Origin of the sequence: Ralstonia sp. PBBBR1 (assembly GCF_002256165.1) — a bacterium.
GTDB classification, from domain to species: Bacteria; Pseudomonadota; Gammaproteobacteria; order Burkholderiales; family Burkholderiaceae; genus Ralstonia; species Ralstonia thomasii.
The window spans coordinates 92,570-118,152 of sequence record NZ_NKIL01000011.1 but is presented as its reverse complement, the minus strand read 5'-3'; the positions used below and the strand labels follow the sequence as shown (position 1 = coordinate 118,152).

24 protein-coding genes are annotated in these 25,583 nt (G+C 65.1%); 15 read left to right on the top strand and 9 right to left on the bottom strand.

The features are described from left to right. Window positions 1-25: 25 nt before the first annotated feature. Window positions 26-1,216, bottom strand: coding sequence for a methionine adenosyltransferase (gene metK, locus CFE42_RS19510; RefSeq protein ID WP_004635827.1), 1,191 nt, complete (start codon window positions 1,214-1,216; stop codon window positions 26-28). 239 nt (window positions 1,217-1,455) lie between these two features. Here metK and CFE42_RS19505 point away from each other — a divergent pair, with 239 nt between their 5' ends. The 4 genes from CFE42_RS19505 (at window position 1,456) to CFE42_RS19490 (ending at window position 5,054) form a co-directional block, all read left to right on the top strand. Beyond that, window positions 1,456-2,304, top strand: coding sequence for a lysophospholipid acyltransferase family protein (locus CFE42_RS19505; protein ID WP_004635826.1), 849 nt, complete (start codon window positions 1,456-1,458; stop codon window positions 2,302-2,304). A gap of 13 nt (window positions 2,305-2,317) precedes the next feature. Next, window positions 2,318-3,211 (top strand): lipid A biosynthesis lauroyl acyltransferase, encoded by an 894-nt coding sequence (locus tag CFE42_RS19500; RefSeq protein WP_004635824.1) that lies wholly within the window; start codon window positions 2,318-2,320, stop codon window positions 3,209-3,211. An 89-nt stretch (window positions 3,212-3,300) separates the two neighbouring features. Then, a complete protein-coding gene (gene dapF, locus CFE42_RS19495) occupies window positions 3,301-4,179 on the top strand; it encodes a diaminopimelate epimerase (protein ID WP_004635822.1) in 879 nt (292 codons plus the stop codon). Window positions 4,180-4,226: 47 nt separating this feature from the next. Then, a complete protein-coding gene (locus CFE42_RS19490) occupies window positions 4,227-5,054 on the top strand; it encodes a polyphosphate kinase 2 family protein (protein WP_004635820.1) in 828 nt (275 codons plus the stop codon). A 125-nt stretch (window positions 5,055-5,179) separates the two neighbouring features. Here the strand turns inward: CFE42_RS19490 and pyrE are convergent, their stop codons facing one another. Beyond that, window positions 5,180-5,857 carry an orotate phosphoribosyltransferase gene (pyrE, locus tag CFE42_RS19485; RefSeq protein ID WP_004635818.1) on the bottom strand — a complete coding sequence of 226 codons (678 nt, stop codon included), beginning with the start codon at window positions 5,855-5,857 and terminating at the stop codon, window positions 5,180-5,182. Between the two features lie 33 nt (window positions 5,858-5,890). Here pyrE and CFE42_RS19480 point away from each other — a divergent pair, with 33 nt between their 5' ends. Both CFE42_RS19480 and argC read left to right on the top strand, forming a co-directional pair. Beyond that, on the top strand, window positions 5,891-6,676 hold the full coding sequence (locus CFE42_RS19480) for an exodeoxyribonuclease III (RefSeq protein ID WP_004635816.1): 786 nt from the start codon (window positions 5,891-5,893) through the stop codon (window positions 6,674-6,676). Window positions 6,677-6,803: 127 nt separating this feature from the next. Continuing rightward, window positions 6,804-7,817 (top strand): N-acetyl-gamma-glutamyl-phosphate reductase, encoded by a 1,014-nt coding sequence (argC, locus tag CFE42_RS19475; RefSeq protein WP_004635813.1) that lies wholly within the window; start codon window positions 6,804-6,806, stop codon window positions 7,815-7,817. A gap of 72 nt (window positions 7,818-7,889) precedes the next feature. Here the strand turns inward: argC and CFE42_RS19470 are convergent, their stop codons facing one another. From CFE42_RS19470 to CFE42_RS19460, 3 genes are all read right to left on the bottom strand, one after another. Beyond that, window positions 7,890-8,798, bottom strand: a complete 909-nt coding sequence (locus tag CFE42_RS19470; RefSeq protein ID WP_004635812.1) for a prohibitin family protein — start codon at window positions 8,796-8,798, stop codon at window positions 7,890-7,892. 308 nt (window positions 8,799-9,106) lie between these two features. Further along, entirely contained in the window at window positions 9,107-9,862 is a 756-nt protein-coding gene (locus CFE42_RS19465; protein WP_037044947.1) for a YdcF family protein, read from the bottom strand. Window positions 9,863-10,219: 357 nt separating this feature from the next. Continuing rightward, a complete protein-coding gene (locus CFE42_RS19460) occupies window positions 10,220-11,164 on the bottom strand; it encodes a M48 family metallopeptidase (RefSeq protein ID WP_004635808.1) in 945 nt (314 codons plus the stop codon). A 97-nt stretch (window positions 11,165-11,261) separates the two neighbouring features. On the opposite strand from CFE42_RS19460, the gene CFE42_RS19455 reads away from it, so the two are divergent. Then, window positions 11,262-12,551 (top strand): muropeptide transporter, encoded by a 1,290-nt coding sequence (locus CFE42_RS19455; RefSeq protein WP_004635805.1) that lies wholly within the window; start codon window positions 11,262-11,264, stop codon window positions 12,549-12,551. 4 nt (window positions 12,552-12,555) lie between these two features. On the opposite strand, the gene CFE42_RS19450 is transcribed toward CFE42_RS19455, so the two are convergent. Further along, on the bottom strand, window positions 12,556-13,749 hold the full coding sequence (locus CFE42_RS19450) for a class I SAM-dependent methyltransferase (protein ID WP_004635804.1): 1,194 nt from the start codon (window positions 13,747-13,749) through the stop codon (window positions 12,556-12,558). 16 nt (window positions 13,750-13,765) lie between these two features. Between CFE42_RS19450 and CFE42_RS19445 the strand changes: the two genes are divergently transcribed. Together CFE42_RS19445 and CFE42_RS19440 are read left to right on the top strand one after the other, a co-directional pair. Then, window positions 13,766-14,584: an SDR family oxidoreductase gene (locus CFE42_RS19445; RefSeq protein WP_004635801.1), complete on the top strand. Its 819-nt coding sequence runs from the start codon at window positions 13,766-13,768 to the stop codon at window positions 14,582-14,584. A 24-nt stretch (window positions 14,585-14,608) separates the two neighbouring features. Next, the gene (locus tag CFE42_RS19440) at window positions 14,609-15,007 is read left to right on the top strand and encodes a dihydroneopterin aldolase (RefSeq protein WP_004635799.1); all 399 of its coding nucleotides are present in this window, start codon (window positions 14,609-14,611) and stop codon (window positions 15,005-15,007) included. A 297-nt stretch (window positions 15,008-15,304) separates the two neighbouring features. On the opposite strand, the gene CFE42_RS19435 is transcribed toward CFE42_RS19440, so the two are convergent. After that, complete coding sequence (locus CFE42_RS19435; protein WP_004635797.1) at window positions 15,305-16,234, bottom strand: arginase; 930 nt, start codon at window positions 16,232-16,234, stop codon at window positions 15,305-15,307. A gap of 24 nt (window positions 16,235-16,258) precedes the next feature. After that, on the bottom strand, window positions 16,259-17,485 hold the full coding sequence (rocD, locus tag CFE42_RS19430) for an ornithine--oxo-acid transaminase (RefSeq protein ID WP_004635794.1): 1,227 nt from the start codon (window positions 17,483-17,485) through the stop codon (window positions 16,259-16,261). A 118-nt stretch (window positions 17,486-17,603) separates the two neighbouring features. On the opposite strand from rocD, the gene CFE42_RS19425 reads away from it, so the two are divergent. The 6 genes from CFE42_RS19425 (at window position 17,604) to CFE42_RS19400 (ending at window position 24,294) form a co-directional block, all read left to right on the top strand. Further along, entirely contained in the window at window positions 17,604-18,527 is a 924-nt protein-coding gene (locus tag CFE42_RS19425) for a LysR family transcriptional regulator (RefSeq protein ID WP_004635792.1), read from the top strand. An 86-nt stretch (window positions 18,528-18,613) separates the two neighbouring features. Beyond that, window positions 18,614-19,318: a TetR/AcrR family transcriptional regulator gene (locus tag CFE42_RS19420; RefSeq protein ID WP_004635790.1), complete on the top strand. Its 705-nt coding sequence runs from the start codon at window positions 18,614-18,616 to the stop codon at window positions 19,316-19,318. A gap of 96 nt (window positions 19,319-19,414) precedes the next feature. After that, the gene (locus CFE42_RS19415) at window positions 19,415-20,389 is read left to right on the top strand and encodes an HlyD family efflux transporter periplasmic adaptor subunit (RefSeq protein ID WP_004635788.1); all 975 of its coding nucleotides are present in this window, start codon (window positions 19,415-19,417) and stop codon (window positions 20,387-20,389) included. Continuing rightward, window positions 20,386-21,366 (top strand): ABC transporter ATP-binding protein, encoded by a 981-nt coding sequence (locus tag CFE42_RS19410; protein ID WP_004635786.1) that lies wholly within the window; start codon window positions 20,386-20,388, stop codon window positions 21,364-21,366. The genes CFE42_RS19415 and CFE42_RS19410 overlap by 4 nt, the downstream gene beginning before the upstream one ends. After that, complete coding sequence (locus CFE42_RS19405) at window positions 21,363-22,526, top strand: ABC transporter permease (protein WP_004635783.1); 1,164 nt, start codon at window positions 21,363-21,365, stop codon at window positions 22,524-22,526. The genes CFE42_RS19410 and CFE42_RS19405 overlap by 4 nt, the downstream gene beginning before the upstream one ends. Window positions 22,527-22,533: 7 nt before the next feature. Next, a complete protein-coding gene (locus CFE42_RS19400) occupies window positions 22,534-24,294 on the top strand; it encodes an efflux transporter outer membrane subunit (protein WP_251471298.1) in 1,761 nt (586 codons plus the stop codon). 271 nt (window positions 24,295-24,565) lie between these two features. Here the strand turns inward: CFE42_RS19400 and panE are convergent, their stop codons facing one another. Continuing rightward, window positions 24,566-25,519, bottom strand: a complete 954-nt coding sequence (panE, locus tag CFE42_RS19395) for a 2-dehydropantoate 2-reductase (RefSeq protein WP_009277197.1) — start codon at window positions 25,517-25,519, stop codon at window positions 24,566-24,568. Between the last annotated feature and the right edge of the window lie 64 nt (window positions 25,520-25,583).

The window sequence follows — 25,583 nt, the reverse complement described above, 5'->3', positions numbered from 1 at the left end:
GTTTCTTGTCTGCAGCAGGGTGGCCTCAGGCAAACGCCTTGGCCGGCTCGCCGGCCAGGCCGGCCGCTTCGCGCAGCAGCAGGGCCTTGTCGGTGGCTTCCCAGCTGAACTCGGGCTCTTCGCGGCCGAAGTGGCCGTATGCGGCGGTCTTTTCGTAGACCGGGCGCAGCAGGTCCAGCATCTGCACAATGCCCTTCGGGCGCAGGTCGAAGTGCTCCTGCACGAGCTTGGCGATCTGCTCGTCCGGGATCACGCCCGTGCCTTCCGTGTACACCGTGATGTTGATCGGGCGTGCGACGCCAATCGCGTAGCTCACCTGCACCTGGCACTGGCGCGCCAGACCGGCAGCCACCACGTTCTTGGCCACGTAGCGCGCGGCATACGCCGCCGAGCGGTCGACCTTCGACGGGTCCTTGCCCGAGAACGCACCGCCGCCGTGCGGGGCGGCGCCGCCGTACGTGTCGACGATGATCTTGCGGCCGGTCAGGCCGCAGTCGCCTTGCGGGCCGCCGATGACGAAGCGGCCGGTCGGGTTCACCAGGTACTTGGTCTCGGCCAGCATGTGCGACGGGAGCACCGGCTTGATGATCTCTTCGATCACGGCTTCGCGGATGGCCTCTTGCGACATTTCCGGCGCGTGCTGGGTGGACAGCACCACGGTATCGACGCTGTGGGGCTTGCCATCCACATAACGCACCGTCACCTGCGACTTGGCGTCCGGACGCAGCCAGGGCAGGCGGCCGTCGCGGCGCAGTTGCGACTGGCGCTCGACCAGGCGGTGCGCGTAGTAGATCGGGAAGGGCATCAGCTCGGGCGTTTCATCGCACGCGTAGCCGAACATCAGGCCCTGGTCGCCGGCGCCCTGGTTGAGGTAGTCGTCCGATGCGCGGTCGACGCCCTGGGCAATATCCGGCGATTGCTTGTCGTAAGCGACGAGGACGGCACAGCCCTTGTAGTCGATGCCGTATTCGGTGTTGTCGTAGCCGATGCGCTTGATGGTTTCGCGCGCAACGTGGATGTAGTCGACGTTGGCCGTCGTGGTGATTTCACCCGCGAGCACCACCAGGCCGGTGTTGCACAGCGTTTCTGCTGCGACGCGCGCATATTTGTCCTGGGCGAGGATGGCGTCCAGGATGGCGTCGGAAATCTGGTCGGCGACCTTGTCGGGATGGCCCTCGGAGACCGACTCCGAGGTGAAGAGGAAGTCGTTTGACACGGCTGTTAGCTCCAGATTGGCTATCACGTTGCCAATCCGTTGAGCCACGGCCGGCGACGCTTTAGCGGTATTTAGCAACCTTGCCGAGGTTTGTGGCCAAGCAAGGATTCGCCCCGCAAGTTGTCAGTTAACTCGGCGAATCGCGCTATTATACGCGGCACTTTTCGGGGCCGCAGCAAGGCCTGTCAAGACCCTGCCCCCCTGTCGACTGCGACCAACACATTGCTGCGACCGCACGCATGACCTTCCTGTTCTGGCTGTTTTCACGCTTGCCCCTATCCGCGCTGCAGGCGCTGGGCGGCTGGCTGGGGGCGCTGGCGGCCAAGGTGCCCGGCCGCTATCACGACCGGCTCATTACCAACTTCCGCCACGCCTATCCCGACGTCACGCCCGCCATGCTCAAGGAGGCTGGGCGATCCGCCGGCCGCATGGTGTTCGAGATGCCCTACTTCTGGGTGCGCAAGAACGGGGCGGACGTCGCCCCTCACCTGTTCGACGTGTGCCGGACGGTCGTCGAGCGCGCGCTTGCAGATGGGCGCGGCCTGATCTTCCTGACGCCGCACCTGGGCTGCTTTGAAGTGCTGCCGCAGGCCTATGCGCGTGAGCACCCCGTCACCTCGCTATTCAAGCCGCCGCGCAAGGCAAGCCTGCGCGGCTGGATTGAAACCATGCGGGCGGGACCGAACATGCAGATGGCACCAGCAGACCCGCGTGGCGTGCGCATGCTGGTGCGCGCACTCAAGCGCGGCGAGGCCGTCGGCATCCTGCCCGACCAGACCCCCACCGCCGGCGAAGGCGTATGGGCGCCGTTCTTCGGCAAGCCCGCCTATACGATGACGCTGGTGCACCGTTTGCATCGGCTCACAGGTGCGCCCGTGGTGGCATTGTTTGCCGAGCGGCTGCCGCGCGGCGCAGGCTATCGCCTGCACTTGGAGGAGATTGGCGATCTGCCCGAAGACGCAACGCAGGCCGCCACCCGCATCAATGCCGCCGTCGAACGGTTGATTGCCGTGGCGCCGACGCAATATCTCTGGGGCTATAACCGCTACAAGCACCCCAAGGGCGCGGACGCTCCGCCCGCTGCCTGACACTGCTGCCTTTATGGAACGTTTCTCTGCCAAACTCGGACTCGGCTTCTTGTGGCTGCTGTCCTTCCTGCCGTACGGTTTTGTCGCACGTTTTGGCGAAGGGCTGGGCGGGTTGCTGTACCGCATTCCCAGTGGCCGCCGCCGCGTGGTGCTGGCCAACTTGCGCGCGTGCTTTCCCGAGAAGTCCGAAGCCGAGCGCGAAGCCATGGCGCACGAAGTCTTTCGCAAGGTCTTCCGCAGCTTTGCCGAGCGCTCGTTTGCGTGGTTCGCATCGGAAAAGCGCCTGATGCACGTGGTGAAGATCGACGACCAGGCCAATCTGCCGGCGCTGCACGGCCAGCCGCACATTCTCGTCACGCTGCATCTGTCGGGCGTGGAGATCGGCGCGCTGGCGCTCACCGACTACCTGCGCAAGCACGTCGGCAACGCCGGCTGCTCGCTGTACACGCGCATGGCCAACCCGGTGCTCGATGACGCCATCAAGGCGCTGCGCAGCCGCTTTGGCGCGACCATGGTGTCGCGCAACGAAAACATCCGCCAGATCATGCGCACCATCAAGCGCGGCGAGGCGCTGCAGCTCATCTCCGACATGGATTTCGGCGAGCGCGACTCGGAGTTCGTGCCGTTCTTTGGTGTGCCGGCGCTCACGCTCAACGCCATCCCGCGCATGGCATCGATGACCGGTGCCAAGGTCGTGCCGATGTACACCGAGATCCTGCCCAACTACGAGGGCTACGCGCTGCGCATCCTGCCCGCGTGGGAGAACTACCCCACCGGCGATCTGACCGCCGACACGCGCCGCATGAACGCCTTCTTTGAAGACGCGATACGCCCGCGCATCACCGAGTACTACTGGGTGCACAAGCGCTTCAAGCACCGTCCCGAGGGCATGCCGGGCATTTATTGATGCGGGGAGCCGGCCCGCGGCAACCCCGGCCGGCTCCCTTTAGAATGGGTGTTTTCCGAACGCTCATCGCCGCATCTGTGCGGCCAGCCATGAAACTGCACTTCACCAAGATGCACGGCGCGGGCAACGACTTTGTCGTGCTCGACGGCATCCAGACCCCGATCGACTTCACGCCCGAGCAATGGGCTGCCATTGCCGACCGCCACTTCGGCGTGGGGGCGGACCAGCTCCTGCTGGTCGAGCGTTCGACACGGCCCGATGTCGACTTCCGTTACCGCATCTTCAACCACGACGGCGGCGAGGTGGAGCACTGCGGTAACGGCGCACGTTGCTTCGTCAAGTTCGTCACCGACCGCGGTTTGACCGACAAACGCACCGTGCGTGTGGAAGTCATGAACGGCATCGCCACGCTGACGATGCAGGACGACGGCCAGGTCACAGTCGACATGGGCGCACCGGTGTTCGAGGCGGCGCGCCTGCCGTTCCTGCCTGAAGGCCTGCCCACCCGCACCCAAGGCGACGACACGCAGCACGCGCTGCAGATCAACGGCCGGACCGAATGGCTGTCGACCGTGTCGATGGGCAATCCGCACGCCGTGCAGATTGTCGACGATACGGAAGCCTTCCCCGTGCTGGAAGATGGCCCGCTGATCGAATCGCATGCCGTGTTTCCGCGTCGCGTGAATGCGGGCTTCATGCAGATCCTCGATCGCCATTCCGTGCGCCTGCGTGTGTACGAGCGCGGCGCGGGCGAGACGCTCGCCTGTGGCACCGGCGCGTGCGCAGCGGTGGTGGCTGGCATCCGCCGCGGCCTGCTCGATTCACCCGTCAAGGTGGCCACGCATGGCGGTGACCTGACCATCGCGTGGGCGGGCGATGGCCAGCCGGTCATGATGACGGGCCCCGCCACGACCGTGTTTGAAGGCACGCTGGATCTGGATGCGCTCAAGCTGACCGCTGCCCACTAGGCGCGCGGGAACTGCCCATTCGCCTGTCTGAACAACAAGGAGACACCGTGGCATCCAACGGCAAGAACCCCATCGACGACTGGTATTTCGACGGCAGCAGCAAGTTCAAGATCGCCAAGTTCGATCCTGCCGCCAAACCGTGCACCACGGGCAGCAAGGCGGGTGACCTGGCGCGGCTGGCCGAACTGTCTGCGCGCATTGAGGCGCTGCAGGACATCTTCTATGCCGAGCACCGCCGCAAGCTGCTGGTCGTGCTGCAGGGCATGGATACTGCGGGCAAGGATGGCACCGTACGCACCGTATTCCGTGCGCTCGACCCGCTCGGCCTGCGCGTGGTGGGCTTCAAGGTGCCCACGCCGCTGGAGTTGGCGCATGACTTCCTGTGGCGGATCCATGCGGAGGTGCCGGCCGCAGGCGAGATCGTCATCTTCAATCGCAGCCATTACGAAGATGTGCTCGTCACCCGCGTGCATGGAGACATCGATGCCGCCGAGAGCAAGCGCCGCTACGCTCACATCAATGCTTTCGAGCAGATGCTGACCGAGACCGGTACCACCATCGTCAAATGCTTTTTACATATCTCCAAGGAGGAGCAGCGCGATCGGCTGCAGATGCGTATCGACGATCCGCAGAAGCACTGGAAGCTCGGGATGGCGGACATTGAAGAACGCAAGTTCTGGGAAGACTACATGGCCGCCTACGAAGACGCGATCAATGCCACAGCCACCCCGCACGCGCCGTGGCACATCATTCCGGCGAACTCCAAGTCGCATCGCAGCCTGATGGTGGCGGAGATTCTGCTGCAGGTGATGGAGCGGTTGCAGCCGGAATATCCGGTGGGGAATCCGGCGTTCTTGGGGTTGAAGATCGAATAGGGTGGTGGTTTGCGGCTCTTGCGCTGATGGTGCATCCCTCGCATCGGCTGCGGCAGGAGGATGAGCCACAAAAAAGAAAACCCCGGCGAACAACATCCACCGGGGTTTTTTAACGCGGCAAAAACTCAGATCGCGCTAACGCCGTACTTATCCCGATAAGCAGCAGCCTTTTCCCGATACCCAGCCAGCGCCGGGTCGCCCGCGTTATCCAGATACCCCAGCAAATCATCCAGATTCGCAATCGACACCACCGGCATGCCGTACTGCGCCTGCACATCCTGCACCGCAGAGCGCTCGCCGATATCCACGGCGTTGCCGCTGCGCTCCATCCGATCCATCAGGATCAGCACGGCAGCCGGCGTCGCGCCGGCGGCGCGAATCAGCTCGACGGACTCGCGCACCGAGGTGCCGGCAGAGATCACGTCATCGACGATCACCACCCGGCCCTGCAGCTTCGCGCCGACCAGGCTGCCGCCTTCGCCGTGGTCCTTGGCTTCCTTGCGGTTGTACGCAAAGCCCACATTCCGGCCCAGGCCCGCCAAGGCTACGGCGGTGGCCGACGCCAGCGTGATGCCCTTGTAGGCCGGCCCGAACAGCATGTCGAACTCGACACCCGAGTCCAGCAGGGTTTTCGCATAGAATTGCGCGACTTGGCCCAGCAGGGCGCCGTCTGCGAACTTGCCGGCGTTAAAGAAATAGGGCGACGTCCGCCCCGCCTTGGTCACGAATTCCCCGAACGACAGCACGCCGGCTTCCACCGCAAAGCGGATGAAGGATTGGCGCAACTCGCTGTTTTGGCTCATCTTTTTTTCTCTGGTCCGCAAAAAAGTCCCGCCATGTTACGCATCATTTCCGCCAACCTCAACGGCGTTCGCTCCGCTGCCAGCAAAGGCTTTTTTGATTGGATGGGCAAGCAGGACGCCGATTTCGTCTGCGTGCAGGAACTGAAATGCGCGCAAGACGACATGACTCCGGAATTTCTGGCGCCGCACGGCTATCACGGCGTGTTCCAGCACGCGGTAAAGAAAGGCTACAGCGGCGCGGGCCTGTACACGCGCCACAAGCCCGACGAAGTCATCGTCGGCTTCGATAACGGCGAGTTCGATGCCGAAGGCCGCTACGTCGAGGCCCGCTACGGCAAGCTGTCGGTCATCTCGGTCTACGTGCCGTCGGGCTCCAGCGGCGAAGAGCGTCAGCAGGCCAAGTTCCGCTTCATGGACCTGTTCATGGAGCACCTCAAGGACCTGCGCCACGAAAAGGGCCGCGAGGTCGTGCTGTGCGGCGACGTCAACATCGTCCACAAGGAAATCGACATCAAGAACTGGAAGGGCAACCAGAAGAACTCCGGCTGCCTGCCCGAAGAGCGCGCGTGGCTGACCAAGCTCTTCGATGAGGTCGGCTACGTGGACGTGTTCCGCACGCTCGACCAGCGCCCCGAGCAGTACACGTGGTGGAGCAACCGCGGCCAGGCATACGCGAAGAACGTCGGGTGGCGGATCGATTACCAGATCGCCACGCCGGGCATTGCCGCCACCGCACGCCGCGCTTCGATCTTCAAGGACATCAAGTTCAGCGACCACGCGCCGCTGACCATTGATTACGACACGAAGGCGCACTGGTAAGCGACACAAAAAGCACTTCATGGCGCTGCCGCGGAATTGTCTTCGTCAGCCGCTACAATGCAAACCTCACGCGCCGGCACCGCTTGCCGGCGTTGTCTTTGGCCCCCAGTTTTTTAGCGAGATCACCATGGCATTCAAGGTTTTCGTCGACGGTCAGGAAGGCACCACCGGCCTTCGCCTGCTCGATTATCTGTCGCAGCGCGACGATATCGAGCTGCTGCGCATCGCCGAAGACAAGCGCAAGGATTCAGCCGAGCGCGCCAAATTCCTGAATGCCGCCGATGTCGCATTCCTGTGCCTGCCGGACGTCGCCTCGCGCGAGGCCGTCTCGCTGGTCAACAACCCGAACACCTGCATCATCGACGCCAGCACCGCGTTCCGCACGTCGGACGACTGGGTCTACGGCCTGCCCGAACTGGCCCAGGGCCAGCGCGAGCGCCTGCGCAACACCAAGCGCATCGCCGTGCCGGGCTGCCACGCCAGCGCGTTCGTGCTGCTGATGCGCCCGCTGGTGGATGCAGGCATCGTCCCGGCCGACTACCCGGTCACGGCGTTCTCGCTCACCGGCTACAGCGGCGGCGGCAAGCAGATGATTGCCGACTACCTGGCCGCCAATAACCCCAAGCTCGACAGCCCGCGTCCGTACGCGCTGGCCTTGGCGCACAAGCACCTGCCGGAGATGCGCGTGCAGAGCCGCCTGAGCCTCGCGCCGATCTTCACGCCGGTGGTCGGCAACTTCCTCAAGGGCCTGGCCGTGACGATCGGCCTGCACCCGCAGCACCTGGCGCGCAAGGTGAGCCCGACGGACATCGCCCGCGTGCTGGCCGATTACTACCAGGGCGAGCAGTTCATCCGCGTGGCGCCGGCTGACAACGTTGCGACGCTCGACAACGGCTTCTTCGACGTGCAGGGCGCCAACGACACCAACCGCGCCGACCTGTTCGTGTTCGGTTCGGACGAGCGCATGGTCGTCACCGCGCGTCTGGACAACCTGGGCAAGGGCGCAGCCGGTGCGGCGGTGCAATGCATGAACGTGCACCTGGGCTTGGATGAAGCGACCAGCCTGCATGTGGAAGCGCCGGTTCCCGCAGCAGGCGCCGAGCACACCGTGCGCGAAGCCGCGCCGGGTTTCGCGAGCTGATCGCCGCCTGAGCGGAAACGAAAAACGCGCCTTCGGGCGCGTTTTTCTTTGGCCGTTTTGACGACCCGGGGCTTACTTGCTCTGCGCCCCCGCCGGGATGTTGAAAAACATGCCGCCGCCGTTGCCGCCAGCCATCACGCTCGGCGTCACGCCGTTCCATTTCTCGATGGCGGCACGTTCGAGCTTCAAGCGTTCCCAGGCGAGCAGCCGGTCATCCAGCGACGAGGCGAGCGCATGGTTGGCAGCGGCTTCGCCTTCGGCAATCGCCACTTTCTTCTTGGCCTCGGCCTGGGCGGAGCGCACTTCATTTTCAGTGCGGATCGCGTCTTGGATGGCTTTGGTCTTGGCGCTCACTGCATCGAGCAGCGCACGCGGCGGGCGCAGCGAGCCGACGATGCCGAACTGCTTGATCGACACGCCCAGCGGTGCGAGCCGCGTGTCCAGCTCCTTGGTCAGCCGCGCGACAAACTCTTCCTTCTTGCCGCCGTTCACGTCGTCAAAGTTGTATTCCGAGCCCATGGCGACGATCACGTTGCGCGCGGTGTCGCGCAGATAGCCGTGCGTGAACGTCTCGATGCGATCGGCGCGGAAGTTGGTGTAGAAGGCCGGCACCTTCTCGCGATCGAGTTGGTACGAGACGGCCACGTCCACGTTGACGGGCACGGCGTCCTTCGTGTTGAACGTCAGTTCTTCGTTGAGCGCGCGGCCTTCGTTCACGTCTTGCGTCCAGATCACGCGCTGCACGTAAGTCGGGTACTGAATGATCGCGGTCTGCACGGGGTTGTAGAACACGAACCCGGTGACGACGTTTTCATGCGTGATGCCGCGATCGACGAGCCGGTTGATCTTGATGCCCGTGTAGCCGGGCGGAATGATCTGCCAGTTCAGCAGGAAAGTCCGCCCGATCACCAGCGCCGCGACGGCGCCGAAGACGAGCGCGAGCAGTTTGACCGGCAGCTTGCTTGCCGTGACTTGAGGCATGAGGGTTCCCCTTGCTTGTTGGATTGCTTCTGAGGTGTGGCTGGCGGGGTGGGCGCTGCTTACGCAGCGGCCCACTTGCTGGCGCAGGAATCGTCAGCGATTCCCGTCAGGGATGGCCGCGCCCGGTGGGCGGGTGGTGGCAAGCGAGCTTGCCAATGGCGATGAGGCGGTGAGCTTCAATACGGCCGAGATGGCGCATTGCGATGCCCGGATGTTGCAATGCACAAAGTATAGGTCGGCGCCGGAATTTTGCTCCCCTCCGGAAGCACTAGAGCACCACTTCGAATGCCCGGCACAGGGCCGCCGAATCAGGCGTCACCGGGGTTGATGCGCCCAGGGTTCCAGCCCAGCGCGTTGTACATGTGATAGCGCGCGATGCCGATCCACTCGTGCAGTGCGAAATCGGTCAGCGCAAAGTTGTATGCCATCGGCAAGGGCGACGCCGCGGCCTGCAGATCGTCGGCGCGCACCGGAATCGGCGCCATGCCGAAGTGCGTGAAATACAGCAGGCTGCGCCGCAGATGGATGGCCGACGACACCAGCACCGTGCGGTCCGGCGCGTATTGCGCCAGCACCGTGCGCGAGAACTGCGCGTTCTGCCACGTGTTCATGCTCTGGGGCTCCATGAGCACGTCGTCCTTGGCGACGCCCAGCCTGACAAGCTCGCGCTGATACACGGTGGCTTCCGGCGAGCCATGGTGACGTGCATCGCCGCCGCTGACGAGGACCTTGCAATCGCCATCTGACTTGCGGCACGCCTGGTACAGCTGTGTGGTTTCCACCAGCCGCGGATACGAGAACAGCCCCGGCTCGACCGAGTCGCCCACGCGGAATGTGCCCGCGCCCAGTAGCACGATGGCGTTGCGCGCGCCCCATTGGACATGGGGCTCGTTCTCGAACGGCTTTTCCAGCGAATCGAGCAGCCACGCGGGCACCGGCCCGCAGCCGATCGCGATCACCAGCACACCGGAGAACACCGCCAGCCCGCGCGCAGCCCGACGTCGGCCGCGTGCTGCGCACACCGTTGCCACGATCACCAGCACACACAGGATGGTCAGACTCACGGGTTCCTCCAGGTTGGCGCCGCACACGCGCAAGTGAGCAGCCATCGTAAAGAGGAATGGCCGGTTGCGCGACCCGTCTGCTTACGGGGTTGTTTCGGCTGGCTGCGGATCGGCTGACGGCGCCAGCACGTTGTGGATGGCGGGTGTCGACGGCGGCGTTCGTGCCGGTGGCGTCCTGCTGGGGCTGCTGCTGCCGCATCCGGCCGCGCAGACAAGAAACCTCGCACATCGACGAGATTTTTTTGGGGGGCTGCACGATATGCTGTGCGCAAAACCAGCTACCGATGTGACTTTCCAGCGCATCTTGATGGAACCGGTGACTGATCAGACATCAATGCGCCAATTACCTAGCCATTATTACCGCCGCCGCATCGGCCGCATCGGCGCCTCATCGCCATTATCAACAGGTGCGGCGCCCAGATATTGCATGTTCGATCGATATTCCGGCAGTTTCGCCATCGTCATATGTCGGGCGTCGGCAAACAGCGTGAGCGTTTCGGGCAAATGGCGCGACAGCACGGCCATGCGCGTGCGTCCCGACGGGTGCGTCGACAGAAACTGCTTTTGCTCCGTCCCGCCGATCGATCCCATTTTTTGCCACAGCGTGAGCGCGGCGCGCGGGTCGTAGCCGGCGCGGGAGGCGATGTCCATGCCGACCAGGTCGGCCTCGGTTTCCTCCGCCCGCGAGAAGGCCAGCAGGTGCATCTTGGCGCCTTCACCCAGGTCCGTATCGCCCCGGTTGCCGAAGCCGAACAATTGCGAGATGACGTTGGCGCCCAGGTTGGTGATCTCGCGCTGGCCGGCGCGGGCGCGGGCATGCTCGCGCAAGGCGTGGGCGATCTCGTGGCCGAGCGCCATGGCGAGTTCGTCGTCCGTCAGCTTGAACTGTTCGAGGAGACCCGAAAACACGGCGATCTTGCCGCCGGGCATGCAGAACGCGTTCACCTGCGACGAGCCGATCAAGTTGACGTCCCACTGCCAATGCGTGGCGTCGGGGTTCCAGCGCGGTGCCTGAGGTGTGAGCCGTTTGACGATGCCGCGGATGCGGATCAGATCCGGCACGTTGTCGGGCGCCAGCGCGCCTTCGTGGGCCGCGTTGTCGATGATCCCCTGATATTCGGCCAGCGCGCGCTTATCGATTTCCTCGGCCGGAATGACGAGCCGGATGTTGGGCGATGTGGTGGTGGGCGCTTCCAGCTTCACGCCGTCGGCGGGTACGGGCAGCGGGCCGTCCATGGCGGTTGCCCACGCAGATAGCGCGAGGCCGATTGCGGTCAGCAGGGAGCGTGTGACACGGGGCATATAGGTGAGGGGACGGATCCGTGCGACATAATATCGGCCAACGCCGCGCGCCACGCTACGTGGCAACCCGCATTCGCCTTCGCCACCGGCCCGCCGCATGACCTTCCACGATTACCTCGATATTTTTCGCAACCGCCGCATCGGCGCCATGTTGTTGCTGGGCTTTGCCTCCGGCCTGCCGCTGGCGCTCACCTCGGGCACGCTGCAGGCCTGGATGACGGTGGAAGGGCTGGATATCCGCACCATCGGGTTGTTCTCGCTGGTGGGGCAGGCGTACATCTTCAAGTTCCTGTGGGCGCCGCTGATGGACCGCTTCACACCGCCATTGATGGGCCGCCGGCGCGGCTGGCTGGTGCTGACGCAGGCCGGGCTGGTAGCGTCGATTGCGGCCATGGGCTTCACGCCGCCGCATGCCGCGCTCTGGGCGCTGGCTGGGCTGGCGGTGCTGGTGGCGTTTTTATCCGCGTCGCAGGACATCGTCTTCGATGCCTACAGCACCGATGTGCTGCATACGAGCGAGCGCGGCGTCGGCGCGGCCGTGAAGGTGCTTGGCTACCGGCTGGCGATGCTGGTGTCGGGTGGCCTGGCGCTGTATCTGGCCGATCGCGTGATGGGCTGGAGCAACATGTATCTGCTGATGGCCGGGCTGATGGCGCTGGGCATCATCACGACGCTGTGGTCGCCCGAGCCGGAGGTGTCGGCTCGCCCACCGCGCAGCCTGCAGGAAGCCGTGGTGGGGCCGCTGCGAGACTTCTTCTCCCGCCGTGGCGCCTGGGCGCTGCTGGGGCTGATCGTGCTCTACAAGCTGGGCGACGCGTTTGCGGGCAGCCTGTCCACCACGTTCCTGATCCGCGGCGTCGGCTTTTCCGCCGGCGAGGTTGGCATCGTCAACAAGACACTCGGCTTGGCCGCCACCATCGTGGGCGCACTGTATGGCGGCACGCTGATGGTGCGGCTCGGGCTGGTGCGAGCGCTGCTGCTTTTTGGCGTGCTGCAGGCGGTGTCGAACCTGGGCTACTGGGTGCTGGCCGTGACGCCGCAGCACCTGTGGACGATGGCGGTGGCCATCGGCATCGAGAACATCTGCGGCGGCATGGGAACGGCGGCCTTTGTGGCGTTGCTGATGGCGCTGTGCAACCGGTCGTTCTCGGCGACGCAGTATGCGTTGCTGTCAGCGCTGGCTTCCATCGGCCGCGTGTACGTTGGGCCCACCTCGGGCTACCTCGTGGAAGCCTACGGCTGGCCCGCGTTCTATCTGATGACCGTGGTGTTTGCCTTCCCGGGCCTTGCGCTGCTGTGGTGGATGCGCGGCACGATCGGCCGCTACGAAGCCGAGCAGAACGAACGCGCCTTGGAGGCCAAAGCGGCCAAGGCCGCGTCAGCCTGATCGTCTAACCCAAGCGGTTCGAGCGGTCGGCATCGGCAAAGCCGGTCAGCGGCAGTGCTGCATCGATGCCTTTGCCCAGCGCGATGGCCTTGAACAGCTCGCCCATTTCTGCTTCCGACAGCAGTTTCTGCACGGCATTGGCCGCCGGCAGAAACTGCATCGGATCGGACGGATCAAGTGTCATCAGCAGCTCACCCACACCGGCGCTCAACAGAAAGCGCGCCTGGCTCGTGTAGCCGAGCAGTTCCAGCCCGGCTTCCTGTCCCGCCTGGGCAATCCCCGAAAAATCGACGTGCGCGGTGATGTCCTGCAGGCCTGGCAGCCAGAACGGATCGTCATGCGCGTGCTGGCGGTAGTGGCACATGAGCGTGCCGTTGGCGCGGTGCGCGTGGTAGTACTCGGCAGCCGGGAAACCGTAGTCGATCAGCAGCAGCAAGCCGCGTTCTAGCGCTGCGCCGGTGCTGCGGATGAAGCCCTCGGCGGCCTCATGCGATTCGGTAACGAAATCATCCGTGCCGGGCAGGGCGGCCAGCTTGGCTGGGACCTCTGACGGATCAACAAGCCGGTCTTCCCATTGCAGGCCGTGCTCCGCATCTAGCATCACGCCGCGCTGGTGCCACATGCCGCCGCGCCGCGCCCACAGCGACACGGGCATCGCATCGAGCACTTCATTACCGATCATCACGCCGGTGAACGGCGCGGGCAACGTGTCATGCCACCGCGCGAGGGCGCCCAGCTCGGGGCCGAGCGCAGTCAGACGCTCCTGCTGGCGCTGGCGCAGCTCGCCGGAGAGTTCGACGATGCCGTAGCTGTCAGGCCGCACGCTCAGCGCATCCAATTCGATAAGGATGTCGGCGGCCAACTTGCCGGTGCCGGCGCCAAATTCCAGCACGTGGCGCTGGCCTTCGGGCAATGCCTGCAGCACCTGCGCGAGCTGGTGCGCCACGGTGCGGCCGAAGATCGGCGTCAGTTCGGGCGCGGTGATGAAGTCGCCGCCGTCCTCCACGCGGCGGCCGAATTTGGCCGCGCCGCCGCTGTAATAGCCCAGGCCGGGCGCGTAAAGCGCCAGTTCCATGTAGCGGTCGAACGGAAGCCAGCCGCCGGCGGCCGCAATGGCGTCGGCGATCACGGCGAACAGGTGCGCGGACTGCGCCTGCGCCGCCTCGTTGGGAAGCGGTAAACTCACGGTTTTGCTCATCGGCGAATTGTAAACAATGGCGCAGACGCTCAACCAGTCAACTGCGGAATCGACCGCAGAATCCGCTACACAGCGGCGCATCGCTCTCGTCACAGGCGCAGGCCGTCGCGTGGGGCGCGTCATTGCCCTGGCCCTGGCCCGCCACGGCTGGGATGTGGCAGTGCATTGCCACCGCTCGCGCGCCGAGGCCGACGCCGTGGCCGCGGAGATCACCGCCATGGGCCGCCGCGCCGCCGTGCTGCAGGCCGACCTCTCGGACGAAGCCGCCGCCGGTCGCCTGATCGCCGATTGCAGCGCTGCACTGGGTACGCCCACCTGCCTGGTCAACAACGCGTCGCTGTTCCAGTACGACGTCGCGACCAGCTTCAGCTATGCGTCGCTCGATACGCACATGCGCACCAACGTGGCGGCGCCGCTGCTGCTGTCGCGCGAGCTGCACCGTGCGCTGACTGCCGATGGCGCCGAGCACCGCGGCGTCGTCATCAATCTGCTCGACCAGAAGCTCGATAACCTGAACCCGGATTTCCTCTCTTACACGTTGTCGAAGGCGGCGCTGTCGACCGCCACGATGCAGCTTGCGCAGGCGCTGGCGCCCGCGCTGCGCGTGGTGGGCGTGGCGCCGGGCATCACGATGGTGTCGGGCGACCAGTCGCAAGGCGGGTTTGCACGCGCGCACCAGATGACGCCGCTGGGCCAGTCGTCCACGCCGGAAGACATTGCCGAGGCGGTGTGCTACCTCGCCACCGCCCGCGCCGTCACCGGCACCACGCTGTTCGTCGACGGAGGCCAGCACCTGATGCCGCTGGCACGCGACGTGATGTTCCTGACTGAATAAACAACTCCTCCCCCGGACGCTCCCATGCTTTCCCTGCTATCCCACCCGCGCCTGTCGCACTGCCGCCGCATGTTCCTGCGCAACTACGAAGTGCAGATCAACATCGGCGTGCATGAATTCGAGAAAAAGGGCGAGCAGCGCGTCCTGATCAACATCGAGCTGTACGTGCCGCTGGAGCATTCGTCGCCCACGGAAGACAAGCTGCATGAAGTGGTGGATTACGACTTCATGCGCGAGACCGTGGCGCGGCGCATGGCGCAAGGCCATATCCATCTGCAGGAGACGCTGTGCGATGACGTGCTGACGGCGATGCTCAAGCACCCGCATGTGCTGGCCGCGCGGGTGTCGACGGAGAAGCCGGATGTGTATCCGGATTGTGAGTCGGTGGGGGTGGAGGTGTTTCGGATCAAGGAACAGGCTTAAGCGCTTGTTCTTCTTGGCACCACCGGCGTTTGTGGTGCATCCCTTGTTTCATCCCCTACCGGGGCTGACTCACTTTCTTTGTCTTGCCAAAGAAAGTAAGCAAAGAAAGGCGCGCCCGATGCGGCGAAAGATTCCTTGAATTTATGTCGCAAGGAGGGGAAGGGAAAAACTCGCTGCGCTCAAACAGTTTCCCTTCCTTTTTCCTCCTTGCAACAGAAATTCAAGGCGCTGCATCGGGCAGGGTACGGCCACACCGTCTGTGCGCGGGTGTTGGCGGTCCGATTTTTTAATGGCGGTTCAAGCCGCCGTCGCGTATTCGCGGCGCTGGGCGTGCAATGCGCCTGCGACGCTGGCCAGGAGGTCCAGGGCCAGATGTGCCGTGATCCCGCCCTTGTCGTGGCGCGGGTTGTATTCCACCAGTTCGAATGCGGCAAACCGTGCGTCGCGTGCGCATGCGGCGAGTGCTTGCGCCATGCCCTGCGCGGTGAGCCCGTCTGTTTCGGGCGTGCCGACGCCCGGCGCGACGGCGGGGTCAAAGGCGTCCAGATCGAGTGTCACGCCAAAGGCGGCCGTGTCCGATTTGACTTGGCGGATGGCGTCGGCCATGACGGCGCGCAGACCATTGCGTGCGACTTCGGTTGCGTCGATGACGCGCACGCCAAGCAGGTCAAGCAACGCGCGTTCGGCGGGCTCGTAGCTGCGCGCGCCGATCACCACCACGTGTTCCGGCAGCAGCTTCGGCGCGGCATCGCGGATCTGCGTGAGGGCCGCTGCACCGTGGCCGAGCAGCGCCGCCAGCGGCATGCCGTGGATGGCGCCGGAATCGCTCGTCTGCGGCGTGTGGCTGTCGAGATGGGCGTCGATCCAGATCAGGCCAAGCGGTCCCCTTGGCCGCAAGGCGTTTGCGACGCCTGACCAGGTGCCGATGGCACAGGAGTGATCGCCGCCGATGACCACGGGCACATGCCCCTGGTGCACGCTGTGCGCGGTCGCATCGCCGAGCGCGCGCGAGAAGCCGGCGACGCCTGGGAGCGCCGCCAAGCGTGCTGAGCGGCTGTGCCCAGCTGACATCGCCAGTTCGATGTCGTGCACGAGCGCGGCATGCGTGTCCCGCGTCTGCAATCGCCCCAGCGCGCCGGCTTCCAGCAGCGCGCGCGGGCCGTCCTTGCAGCCGTCGTCTTGCGCACCGCAGCCGATGGCCGCGCCGATCAGATCGATGATGGTCATGTCACTCCCCTTGCGAGTTCTTCGTCACGCCACCTTGCGCCGCGGCCAGCCGGCCAGCGTCTGGCGGATGGCGTCCAGCGCCAGCGCCAGTTCGGCCTCGCCAATGACCAGCGGCGGTGTCAGGCGGACCACGTTGCCGTAGGTGTCCTTGGTCAGCACGCCGCGCTCGGCCAGCGCGAAGGCGAAGTCGTGTGCATCGATGTCGGCGTCGAGCTGCAGGCCGATCATCAAGCCGCGTCCACGCACCTGCCGAACGCCGTGGCCGACCAGCGTTTTCAGTTCGTTGATGAACGCTGCGCCCACGCGCGCGGCACGCTGTGGCAGTTGTTCTTCAATCAGCAAGCCGAGTGCCGCGCGTCCGATGTGCGCTGCGAGCGGGTTGCCGCCAAACGTGGAGCCGTGGTCGCCCGGGTGGAACACGCCGATGACCGCCTCGCGCCCGGCAATGGCCGATACGGGCACCATGCCGCCGCCGAGCGCCTTGCCCAGCACCACCAGATCGGCGTCAACGCCTTCGTGCCAGCTCGCCAGCACATCGCCGGTGCGGCCTAGGCCCGTTTGCACCTCGTCGCAGACGAGGAGCACGTTGTGCCGGGTGGCAATTTCACGCGCGAGCTTGAGGTAGCCCGCAGGCGGTTCGACGATGCCGCCTTCGCCTTGCACGGGCTCCATCAGGATGGCGCCCGTGTTGGGCCCGATCGCCGCACGCAGTGCATCAGCGTCGCCGAACGGAATGCGCCGGAAGCCCGCCGCGAAGGGTCCGAATCCGTAGCGATATTGATCGTGTGAGGAGAACCCGACGATGGTCGTCGTGCGGCCGTGGAAATTGTTGTCGAAGACGATGATTTCGGCCGCCTCGGGCGGCAGGCCCTTTACGTCGCGCGCCCACTTGCGTGCCGCCTTGATGGCGGTTTCGACGGCTTCCGCGCCGGTGTTCATGGGCAGCGCGCGGTCCATGCGCGTGATGCGGCAGACGTCGGCCAGGAAGGGCCCCAGCTCGGTGTTGTGGAATGCGCGCGACGTGAGCGTCAGGCGGCCCGCCTGCTCTATCAGCGCGGCCACGAGCTTCGGATGCGAATGCCCAAAGCTGACGGCCGAGTACGCAGACATCATGTCGAGGTAGCGCCGTCCGTCCGTATCGAACAGCCACACGCCTTCGCCGCGTTCCAGCATGACCGGCAAGGGCGCGTAGTTGCGTGCGCCGTAACGGTCTTCCAATGCATAGCTCGGATGTTGCATTGCGGTCGTCATGATGGCCTCCTGCCTGGATCGGTCGTTCACTTGCGGCGGATTGTGCGATCTGACAGACTTGAAATCAAATCGAATGTTTTTCGTTTTTCGATCCAAAAATTTGATGAATTGAGGCGCCATGTCGCACTCGCCGCTGCGCTATCTGCATAGCTTCCTGACCGTCGCCAACGAAGGCAGCTTCGTGCGGGCGGCAGACCGCCTCGCCGTGTCGCAACCGGCGCTGTCATACCAGATGCGGCAGTTGGAACAGTGGCTCGGCGTGCCCCTGCTCGAGCGCTCGGGGCGCAAGCTCGTGCTGACGCGCGCCGGCACGTCGGTGCGTGCGTGGTGCCGCGATGCGTTTGCCGGGCTGGATGAGCTGCGCGCCGCCTTGCACAGCGGCGAGATGGAGCGGGTGTCGCTCAAGCTGGCGAGCGGCTCCAGCTTCGGACGCTATGTGCTGATGCCGGCGCTGCTGACGCCTTCGCCCGAATCGGAGGCGCCGCTTCTCGACGACGTGCGCCTGGAACTCGTCTTCGGCAGCGACGAAGAGGTCTTCAGCCATGTCGAATCCGGCCGCGCCGATCTCGGCTTCGTCTACACGCCGCGCACGTCGCGCCTGTTTGAACACCACGCTGTCTATACCGAAGAGTTCGTGCTGGCCTGCAGCGCCCGGGCACTGCGTGAGCACGCTGCGCCACGCACGCTGGCCGACTGCGCGGCGCTGCCCTTTGTCACCTACGACGAATCCGATGCGGTCTACGGGCTGTGGTTCAAGGCGCTGTTCCGGCGCATGCCGGAGACGACCGTCAGCGCACATCACGTTTCCGATCTGGAAGAAGTGAGCACCTTGGTGGAGGCCGGCATGGGCTGGTCGGTGCTGCCGCTGCATGCCGTTCAGGAGGCGGTGGAGCGCGGGCGTCTGCAGGTCGTGCGCCCGATCGCGACGCGGCGCTGCCTGAACACCGTGTTCGCCGTGCGCCGCACATCGAGCTTCCCGAGCGAAGCGCAGGACCGCTTGCTGGTGCGGCTTGCGCAGCTTGATGCGGCGGCGCGCGTTTAGCCGCGCGGTCGCAATCTTCCCCGTCGATCTGCAAGGCGCGACATGTCGCCTTGAAATTAATTAATTAGACAATTAATATTCGCGGCATGGCAACCTCCGAACCGACTTCTCGCGGCCCGGGCCGCCCCCGTCGCCAGGATGGCGTAACGCAGGACGGCCTCCGTGACCGCCTGCTCGACATCGCCGTCACCCTGTTTGCGCGCGACGGCGTTGGGCCGACCACGCTTGCTGCCATCGCCCGCGAAGCTGGGGTGACGGCACCGATGGTGCATTACCACTTCAAGTCGCGCGATCAATTGCTCGACGCCGTGGTGGAGGGGCGCATCCGCCCGCTGGTCGATCAAGTGACGCGCCCGGCGCTTGCAATCATCGCCGACGACGCGCATCTGCCCGACCTCGCGCAGACCTTGGCAGGCGTGGCGCAGCGCATGGTGACGGTGGCCACGGCCACGCCTTGGTTTCCGACGCTGTGGATTCGGGAGATCGCCAGCGAAGGCGGCCAGCTGCGTGAGCGTGTGTTCGCGCGCATCGCGCTGGAGCGCGCCACGTTGCTGGTCGACCGCATTGCCCGCGCACAAGCGGCGGGCGCGGTGAACGCGGCACTGCAGCCGCCGCTGGTGATGGTCTCGGTGATCGGCCTGGCGATGCTGCCGCTGGCGACGCGCGCGCTGTGGGGGCGTCTGCCACTGGCGGATCAGGTGAGCGACGAGGCTATCGGGCAGCACGTGGCTGCGCTGCTGCTGCACGGCATCGGCCCCGTCGCGGCGCCCGAGGAAGCCCGCGGGAAGTAAGCGAAGCCGAAACGCAAGCCTAAGCCAAAGAGCAAGGGACGCAAGTAGGCGAACACGGCAGGTCAATCGCATCAATCGAATCCCGCGGAGGGTGGCATGCGGCAAGCGTTGTGCATGGGTAGGGCAGGGTGTTTGGCGGCGGCATCGGCCGCAGCAATCGTGCTGGCGGGCTGCGCTAAACACGACGACCGCACCTACCAGGGCTACGTGGAAGGTGAGTTTGTCTACGTGGCGTCGCCGGTGGGCGGGCGGCTGGACCATCTCGGCGTGCAGCGCGGGCAGACGGTCAACGCAGGTGCGCCGCTCTTCGTGCTGGAATCGGTGGATGAGACTGCCGCTCGCCAGCAGGCTGCCGCGCAATTGCAAGGCGCCGAAGCGCAACTCGCCGACCTGAACGTCGGCAAGCGTGTGCCGGAAGTGGACGCGGTGCGCGCGCAACTGGCGCAGGCGGTGGCGGCGGACAAGCTCTCGTCGACGCAGTTGGCGCGAGACGAGGCGCAGTTCCGTGCAGGCGGCATCGCGCAATCGCAGCTCGATGCAAGCCGCTCCAGCGCGCAGACCAACGCGCAGCGCGTGCGTGAACTGACCAACCAGCTGCGCATTGCCCAGTTGCCGGCGCGCAATGACCAGATTCGCGCGCAATCCGCACAGGTGGAGGCGGCGCGGGCCGCAGTGGCGCAGGCCCAATGGCGACTCGACCAGAAAGCGCAGAAAGCTACGCAGGGCGGCCTCGTGTTCGACACGCTGTATCGCGAAGGCGAATGGGTCGGCGCCGGCAGCCCCGTGGTGCGCATGCTGCCGCCGGCCAACGTCAAGGTGCGATTCTTCGTGCCACAAGGCGTGGTCGGTGCGCTCAAGCCGGGGCAAGCCGCGCGCCTGCACTGCGATGGCTGCGCGGCCGATATCAACGCCACCGTCACGTACATCACAACAGAAGCCGAATACACGCCGCCCGTCATCTACAGCAACACGACGCGCGACAAGCTTGTCTTCATGGTGGAAGCGCGGCCGGCCGCGGCCGATGGCCCGAAGCTGCGCCCGGGCCAACCCGTCGAGGTGACACTGCCATGAGCACTGCCCGGCCTGACAGCCCCGACAGCCGGCACCACACAGGCAATGGCGGCTACGCAATCGACGTGCATAGCCTGAACAAGCACTTCGGCGACAAGCACGTCGTGAAAGACCTCTCCATGCAGGTTGCGCGCGGCGAGATCTTTGGCTTCCTCGGCCCCAACGGCAGCGGCAAGACCACGTCGATCCGCATGATGTGCGGGCTGCTGACGCCCGACAGCGGCAGTGGCTCGTGCCTCGGTTACGACATCCTCAAGCAGTCTGCGCAGATCAAGCGGCGCGTCGGCTACATGACGCAGCGGTTCTCGTATTGGGATGATCTTTCCATTCGCGAGAATCTGGATTTCGTCGCGCGCCTATACGAGATGCCCAATCGGCGCGAGGCGGTTGATCACGCGCTGGAGCATCTCGGGCTGGCCTCGCGCGCCAAGCAACTGGCGGGCTCGCTGTCGGGCGGCTGGAAGCAACGCCTGGCGCTGGCCGCCTGCATGCTCCACAAGCCCGAACTGCTGCTGCTCGATGAACCCACCGCCGGTGTCGACCCGAAAGCGCGCCGCGACTTCTGGGAAGAGCTGCATCGGCTTGCGGCGGAGGGCATCTCGGTGCTCGTCAGCACGCACTACATGGACGAGGCCGAGCGCTGCCACAAGCTTGCCTACATCGCATATGGCGAGCTGCTCGCGCAAGGCACCGCCGATGAAGTGATCGCCGCGCAGCACCTGTCGACGTGGTCGGTCTCGGGCGGCAATCTGGTCGAACTGGGCCGCAAGCTGGAAGGGCAGCCCGGCGTCGATCAGACCGTCGCGTTTGGGTCGGTGCTGCACGTGACCGGCGCGGATGCTCAAGCGCTGGAGGGCACGCTGCGCAAGCTCGCCGGAGAATCCAGTATGCGCGCCGAGCCGATCGACACCGGCCTCGAAGACGTGTTCATCCACATGATGAAGCGCTTCTCCGACAATTACGGGGCGCAGCCATGAAGCCAGAGGGCAATCGGTTTTCGCTTGTGCGCTGGTGGAGCGTGGTGCTCAAGGAGTTTCTGCAACTTCGCCGCGACCGCGTGACGTTCGCGATGATGATCGGCATTCCGATCATGCAGCTGATCCTGTTCGGTTTTGCCATCAACGCCGACCCGAGGCACCTGCTGACCGGCGTAATCGCCGCCGACCAGAGCGAGTTCACGCGCAGCTTCCTGGCCAGCATGCGCAACTCCGACTACTTCGACCTGGCGACCACGCTGACAGACGAAACCGCCGGGCGCGAGGCGTTGGCCAAGGGGCAGCTTCAGTTTGTCGTATCGATCCCGCCGGACTTCACGCGCAAGCTCGTACGCGGCGAGAAACCCTCGCTGCTCGTGGAGGCCGATGCCACCGACCCTGCCGCTACCGGCCTCGCCGTGGCCTCGCTCTCGCAACTGGTGCAGGGCGTCGTCAGCAAGGATATGAAGGGCGCGCTGTCGTCGCTGGCTGGAGGTGCTGGCACCAACGGTGCGGCGCCGCCATTCGATGTGCGCATCCACAAGCTGTACAACCCGGAAGGCATCACGCAATACAACATCATCCCCGGCCTGATGGGCACCATCCTGACGATGACCATGGTGATGATGACGGGCCTGGCCATGACGCGCGAGCGCGAGCGCGGCACGATGGAAAACCTGCTCGCCACGCCGGTGCATCCGCTGGAGGTGATGACGGGCAAGATCGTGCCGTACATCTTCATCGGGCTGGTGCAGGTGACGATCATTCTGTTGATGGCGTTCTTCGTTTTCCACGTGCCGTTTGTCGGCAGCGTGTGGATGGTTTACGTGTCGGCGCTGCTGTTTATCGTGGCGAGCCTGACGGTGGGGATCACGCTGTCGTCGCTCGCACAGAACCAGCTGCAGGCGACGCAGCTGACGTTCTTCTACTTCCTGCCGAACATCCTGCTGTCGGGCTTCATGTTTCCGTTCGTGGGCATGCCCAAGTGGGCGCAGGTGATCGGCAACCTGCTGCCCATGACGTACTTCAACCGGCTCACGCGCGGCATCCTGCTCAAGGGCAATGGCTGGTTTGAGCTATGGCCCAGCATTTGGCCGTTGATGGTGTTTACGGTGGTGGTGTTGGGGGTGGCGTTGCGGTTTTATCGCAGGACGTTGGATTGAGGTGGCTATGTGGACGCTGTGGATTCGACGCGCTGACGGTGGTGATGGTGTTGGTGATCCATCTCCTGTTTCGTCCCCTGCCGGGGCCGACTTACTTTCTTTGTCTTGCCAAAGAAAGGTAAGCAAAGAAAGGCGCGCCCGAGATGGCGACTTCCCCTTGAATTTATGTAACCGGGCGGAGACGGGGAAAACTCGCTCCGCTCAGACAGTTCCCCGTCTCTTTTCCGCCCGCTTACAGAAATTCAAGGCGCCATCTAGGGCAGGGTACGGCCAAACCGTCGGTGGGCACCTGTTGGCGTTGGGGCGAGCGTTGAGGTGTGGTGAGCGGGCGGCTGGGGCTGTGTTGATTGCCGCGCTGGCTGTGAGCGGCTGTGCCGTCGGTCCCGATTTCAAGGCGCCCGCGGAGCCAGCGGCTACCGGCTACTCCACGCAGCCTGTGTCGCGGGAAACCGCATCCGCGCCCGTTGTTGGCGGCGAAGCGCAGCATCTCGTCGATGCCAACGTGCCGGCCGATTGGTGGCACCTGTTCCGATCGCCGGCGCTGGATGCGTTGGTGGACGAGGCGTTGCGTGCGAGCCCGTCCGTCGCGCAGGCGGAGGCGCGCTTGCGTCAGGCGCAGGCCGAAGCGCAGGCGCAGTTCGGCTATGCGTTGCCGTCGGTGGATGGCACCGTGTCGGCGGTGCGTCAGCAGATCAACCCAGAGGCGTTCGGATTCAACACGCCCAAGCCAGGGCCGTTCACGTTGTATTCGGCGTCGCTGTCGGTGTCGTATGCGCTGGACATTTTTGGCGGCGTGCGCCGGGCGCTGGAGGCATCGCGCGCGCAGGTCGATACGCAGCGTTATGAACTGGAGGCGGCGCGCCTGTCTCTGGCAGGCAATGTGGTGACGACGGCGGTGCGGATTGCCGCGCTGGATGCGCAGATCGCGACCACGCAGCGATTGGCGGCCGAGCAGCGCAAGCAATTGGAGATCACCGAGCGGAGGTTGAGCGTGGGCGGCGTCGCGCAGGTCGATGCGTTCTCGCAGCGCACGCTCGTCGCGCAGACCGACGCCACGTTGCCGCCGCTCGCGCAACAGGCCGCGCAGCAGCGGCACCGTCTATCGGTATTGCTGGGCCGCGAGCCCGGCGCCGGCTTGCCGGAGTTGCCGTCACTCGACGCGCTGCATTTGCCCGATCCGCTGCCGGTGTCGCTGCCATCCACGCTCGCGCAGCGACGCCCCGACATTCGCGCCGCCGAAGCGATGTGGCACGAAGCCAGCGCCAACGTGGGCGTGGCCACGGCCAACCTGTTCCCGCGCATCACGTTGTCCGCAGGCCTGGGTTCGGAAACCACCAGCTTCCGCAACCTACTGGGCGCCGGATCGAGCATCTGGAACCTGGGCGCAGGGCTCACGCAGCCGATCTTCCACGGCGGCACCCTGCGCGCGAAAAAACGCGAAGCCGAAGCTGCCTACGATGCAGCCGGCGCCGCCTACAAACAAGCCGTATTGCAAGGGTTGCAAGAAGTGGCCGACGCCCTGCACGCCGTCAACAACGATGCCCAAACGCTTCAGGCCCGAGCGTTGGCAACCGACCAGGCGCACCAGACCCTGCGCGCTGCCCAAGCTCGCCACGCCGCTGGCGGGATCAGCACGCTAACGTTGCTGGACGCCCAGCGACAGGTCGATCAAGCCACGCTGCAACAGGTGCAGAGCCAAGCCGACAGGTTGCTAGACTCCGCCGCGCTCATGCAGGCGTTGGGTGGCGGTTGGCAAAACCCACGATAAAGGGAACCCAATCGACAACGCAAGCCTTCAGCCGGTGTGGCCGTACCCTGCCCTAGATGGTGCCTTGGATTTTTGTTGCGGGGAGGATCAAGGAAGGAGCCTTGTCTGAGCGCAGCGAGTTTGGCTCCTTCCCCTCCCCGCGACAAAAATCCAAGGAGGGGGTCGCCATCTCGGGCGCGCCTTTCTTTGCTTACTTTCTTTGGCAAGACAAAGAAAGTGAGTCAGCCCCGGCAGGGGATGAAACCAGGGATGAACCACAAACACAAAACAATCAAACAGCCGCCCGCAACAACCGCTGCTGATAAGCCTGCAAATGCGCAAACGCCACCCGCAGTAGCGAAACATCCGTCCCCAACGCCCGCCCACGGCGCAGCATGTCCCCCACGATGTGATCCGCCTCCACCCGCGCGCCATTCTCCAGATCCCGCAGCATCGATGCCGTCAGCGGCGACCCAGCCTGCGTCAGCACATTGAGCCCCCGTTCGCGCGCAGCCTGCCGATTCGGATACCCCGACGCCGCAGCCACACGCTCGCACGCGTTGAACATCGCCTCGTTCAGCGCCGCGCCCTCGTCCGTGGCGACGATTTCGCCCACCGTCGCCCGCATCAGGCACGTCATTGCCGCCAGCGAAGTGAGGAACGTGAATTTCTCCCACATGTCCTGCATGACGTTCTCGGCCAGCACGGAATCAAAGTTGGCCGTGGCAAACACGTCGCGAATCGCCTCGGTGCGCTCGCGCGGCGCATGCGGTGTGCGCTCGCCAAAGGTGATCGAGTGCACGGCGGGGCCCTGGCCGTTGCTCAGATGCAGCACGGCACCGTCCGGCGCACTCGTCGCACTGATGTGGCACAGCCCACCCAGCACGCGCGATTCACCAAACGCCGCATCCAGCCGTTCCAGATGCGCCAGCCCATTGAGCACCGGCAGCACCACCGTGCGCTCGCCGACCACGGGGCGGATCGCGGTGATGGCGTCTTCCAGGTCGTAGGCCTTGCAGCTCAGCAGCACCAGGTCGGCGCGGCCCCAAGCCGTGGCCTGGTCCGCGGTGATGGTCTGCACGGGCAATTGCGCATCGCCGTGCGGGCTGCGGATCACGAGACCGTGTTGGCGCAACCGCGCCGCGCGGGCAGGGCGCACCAGGAACGTCACGTCCGCGCCGGCCTGGGCGAGCCGCCCGCCAAAATAACCGCCGGTGCCACCGGCGCCAAGCACCAGAATCCGCATTGCTGTCGTCATTGGGTTCGTTTCCATCGAGCAGAAGATAGGCAAACGATTCTAGGCCTGTTCG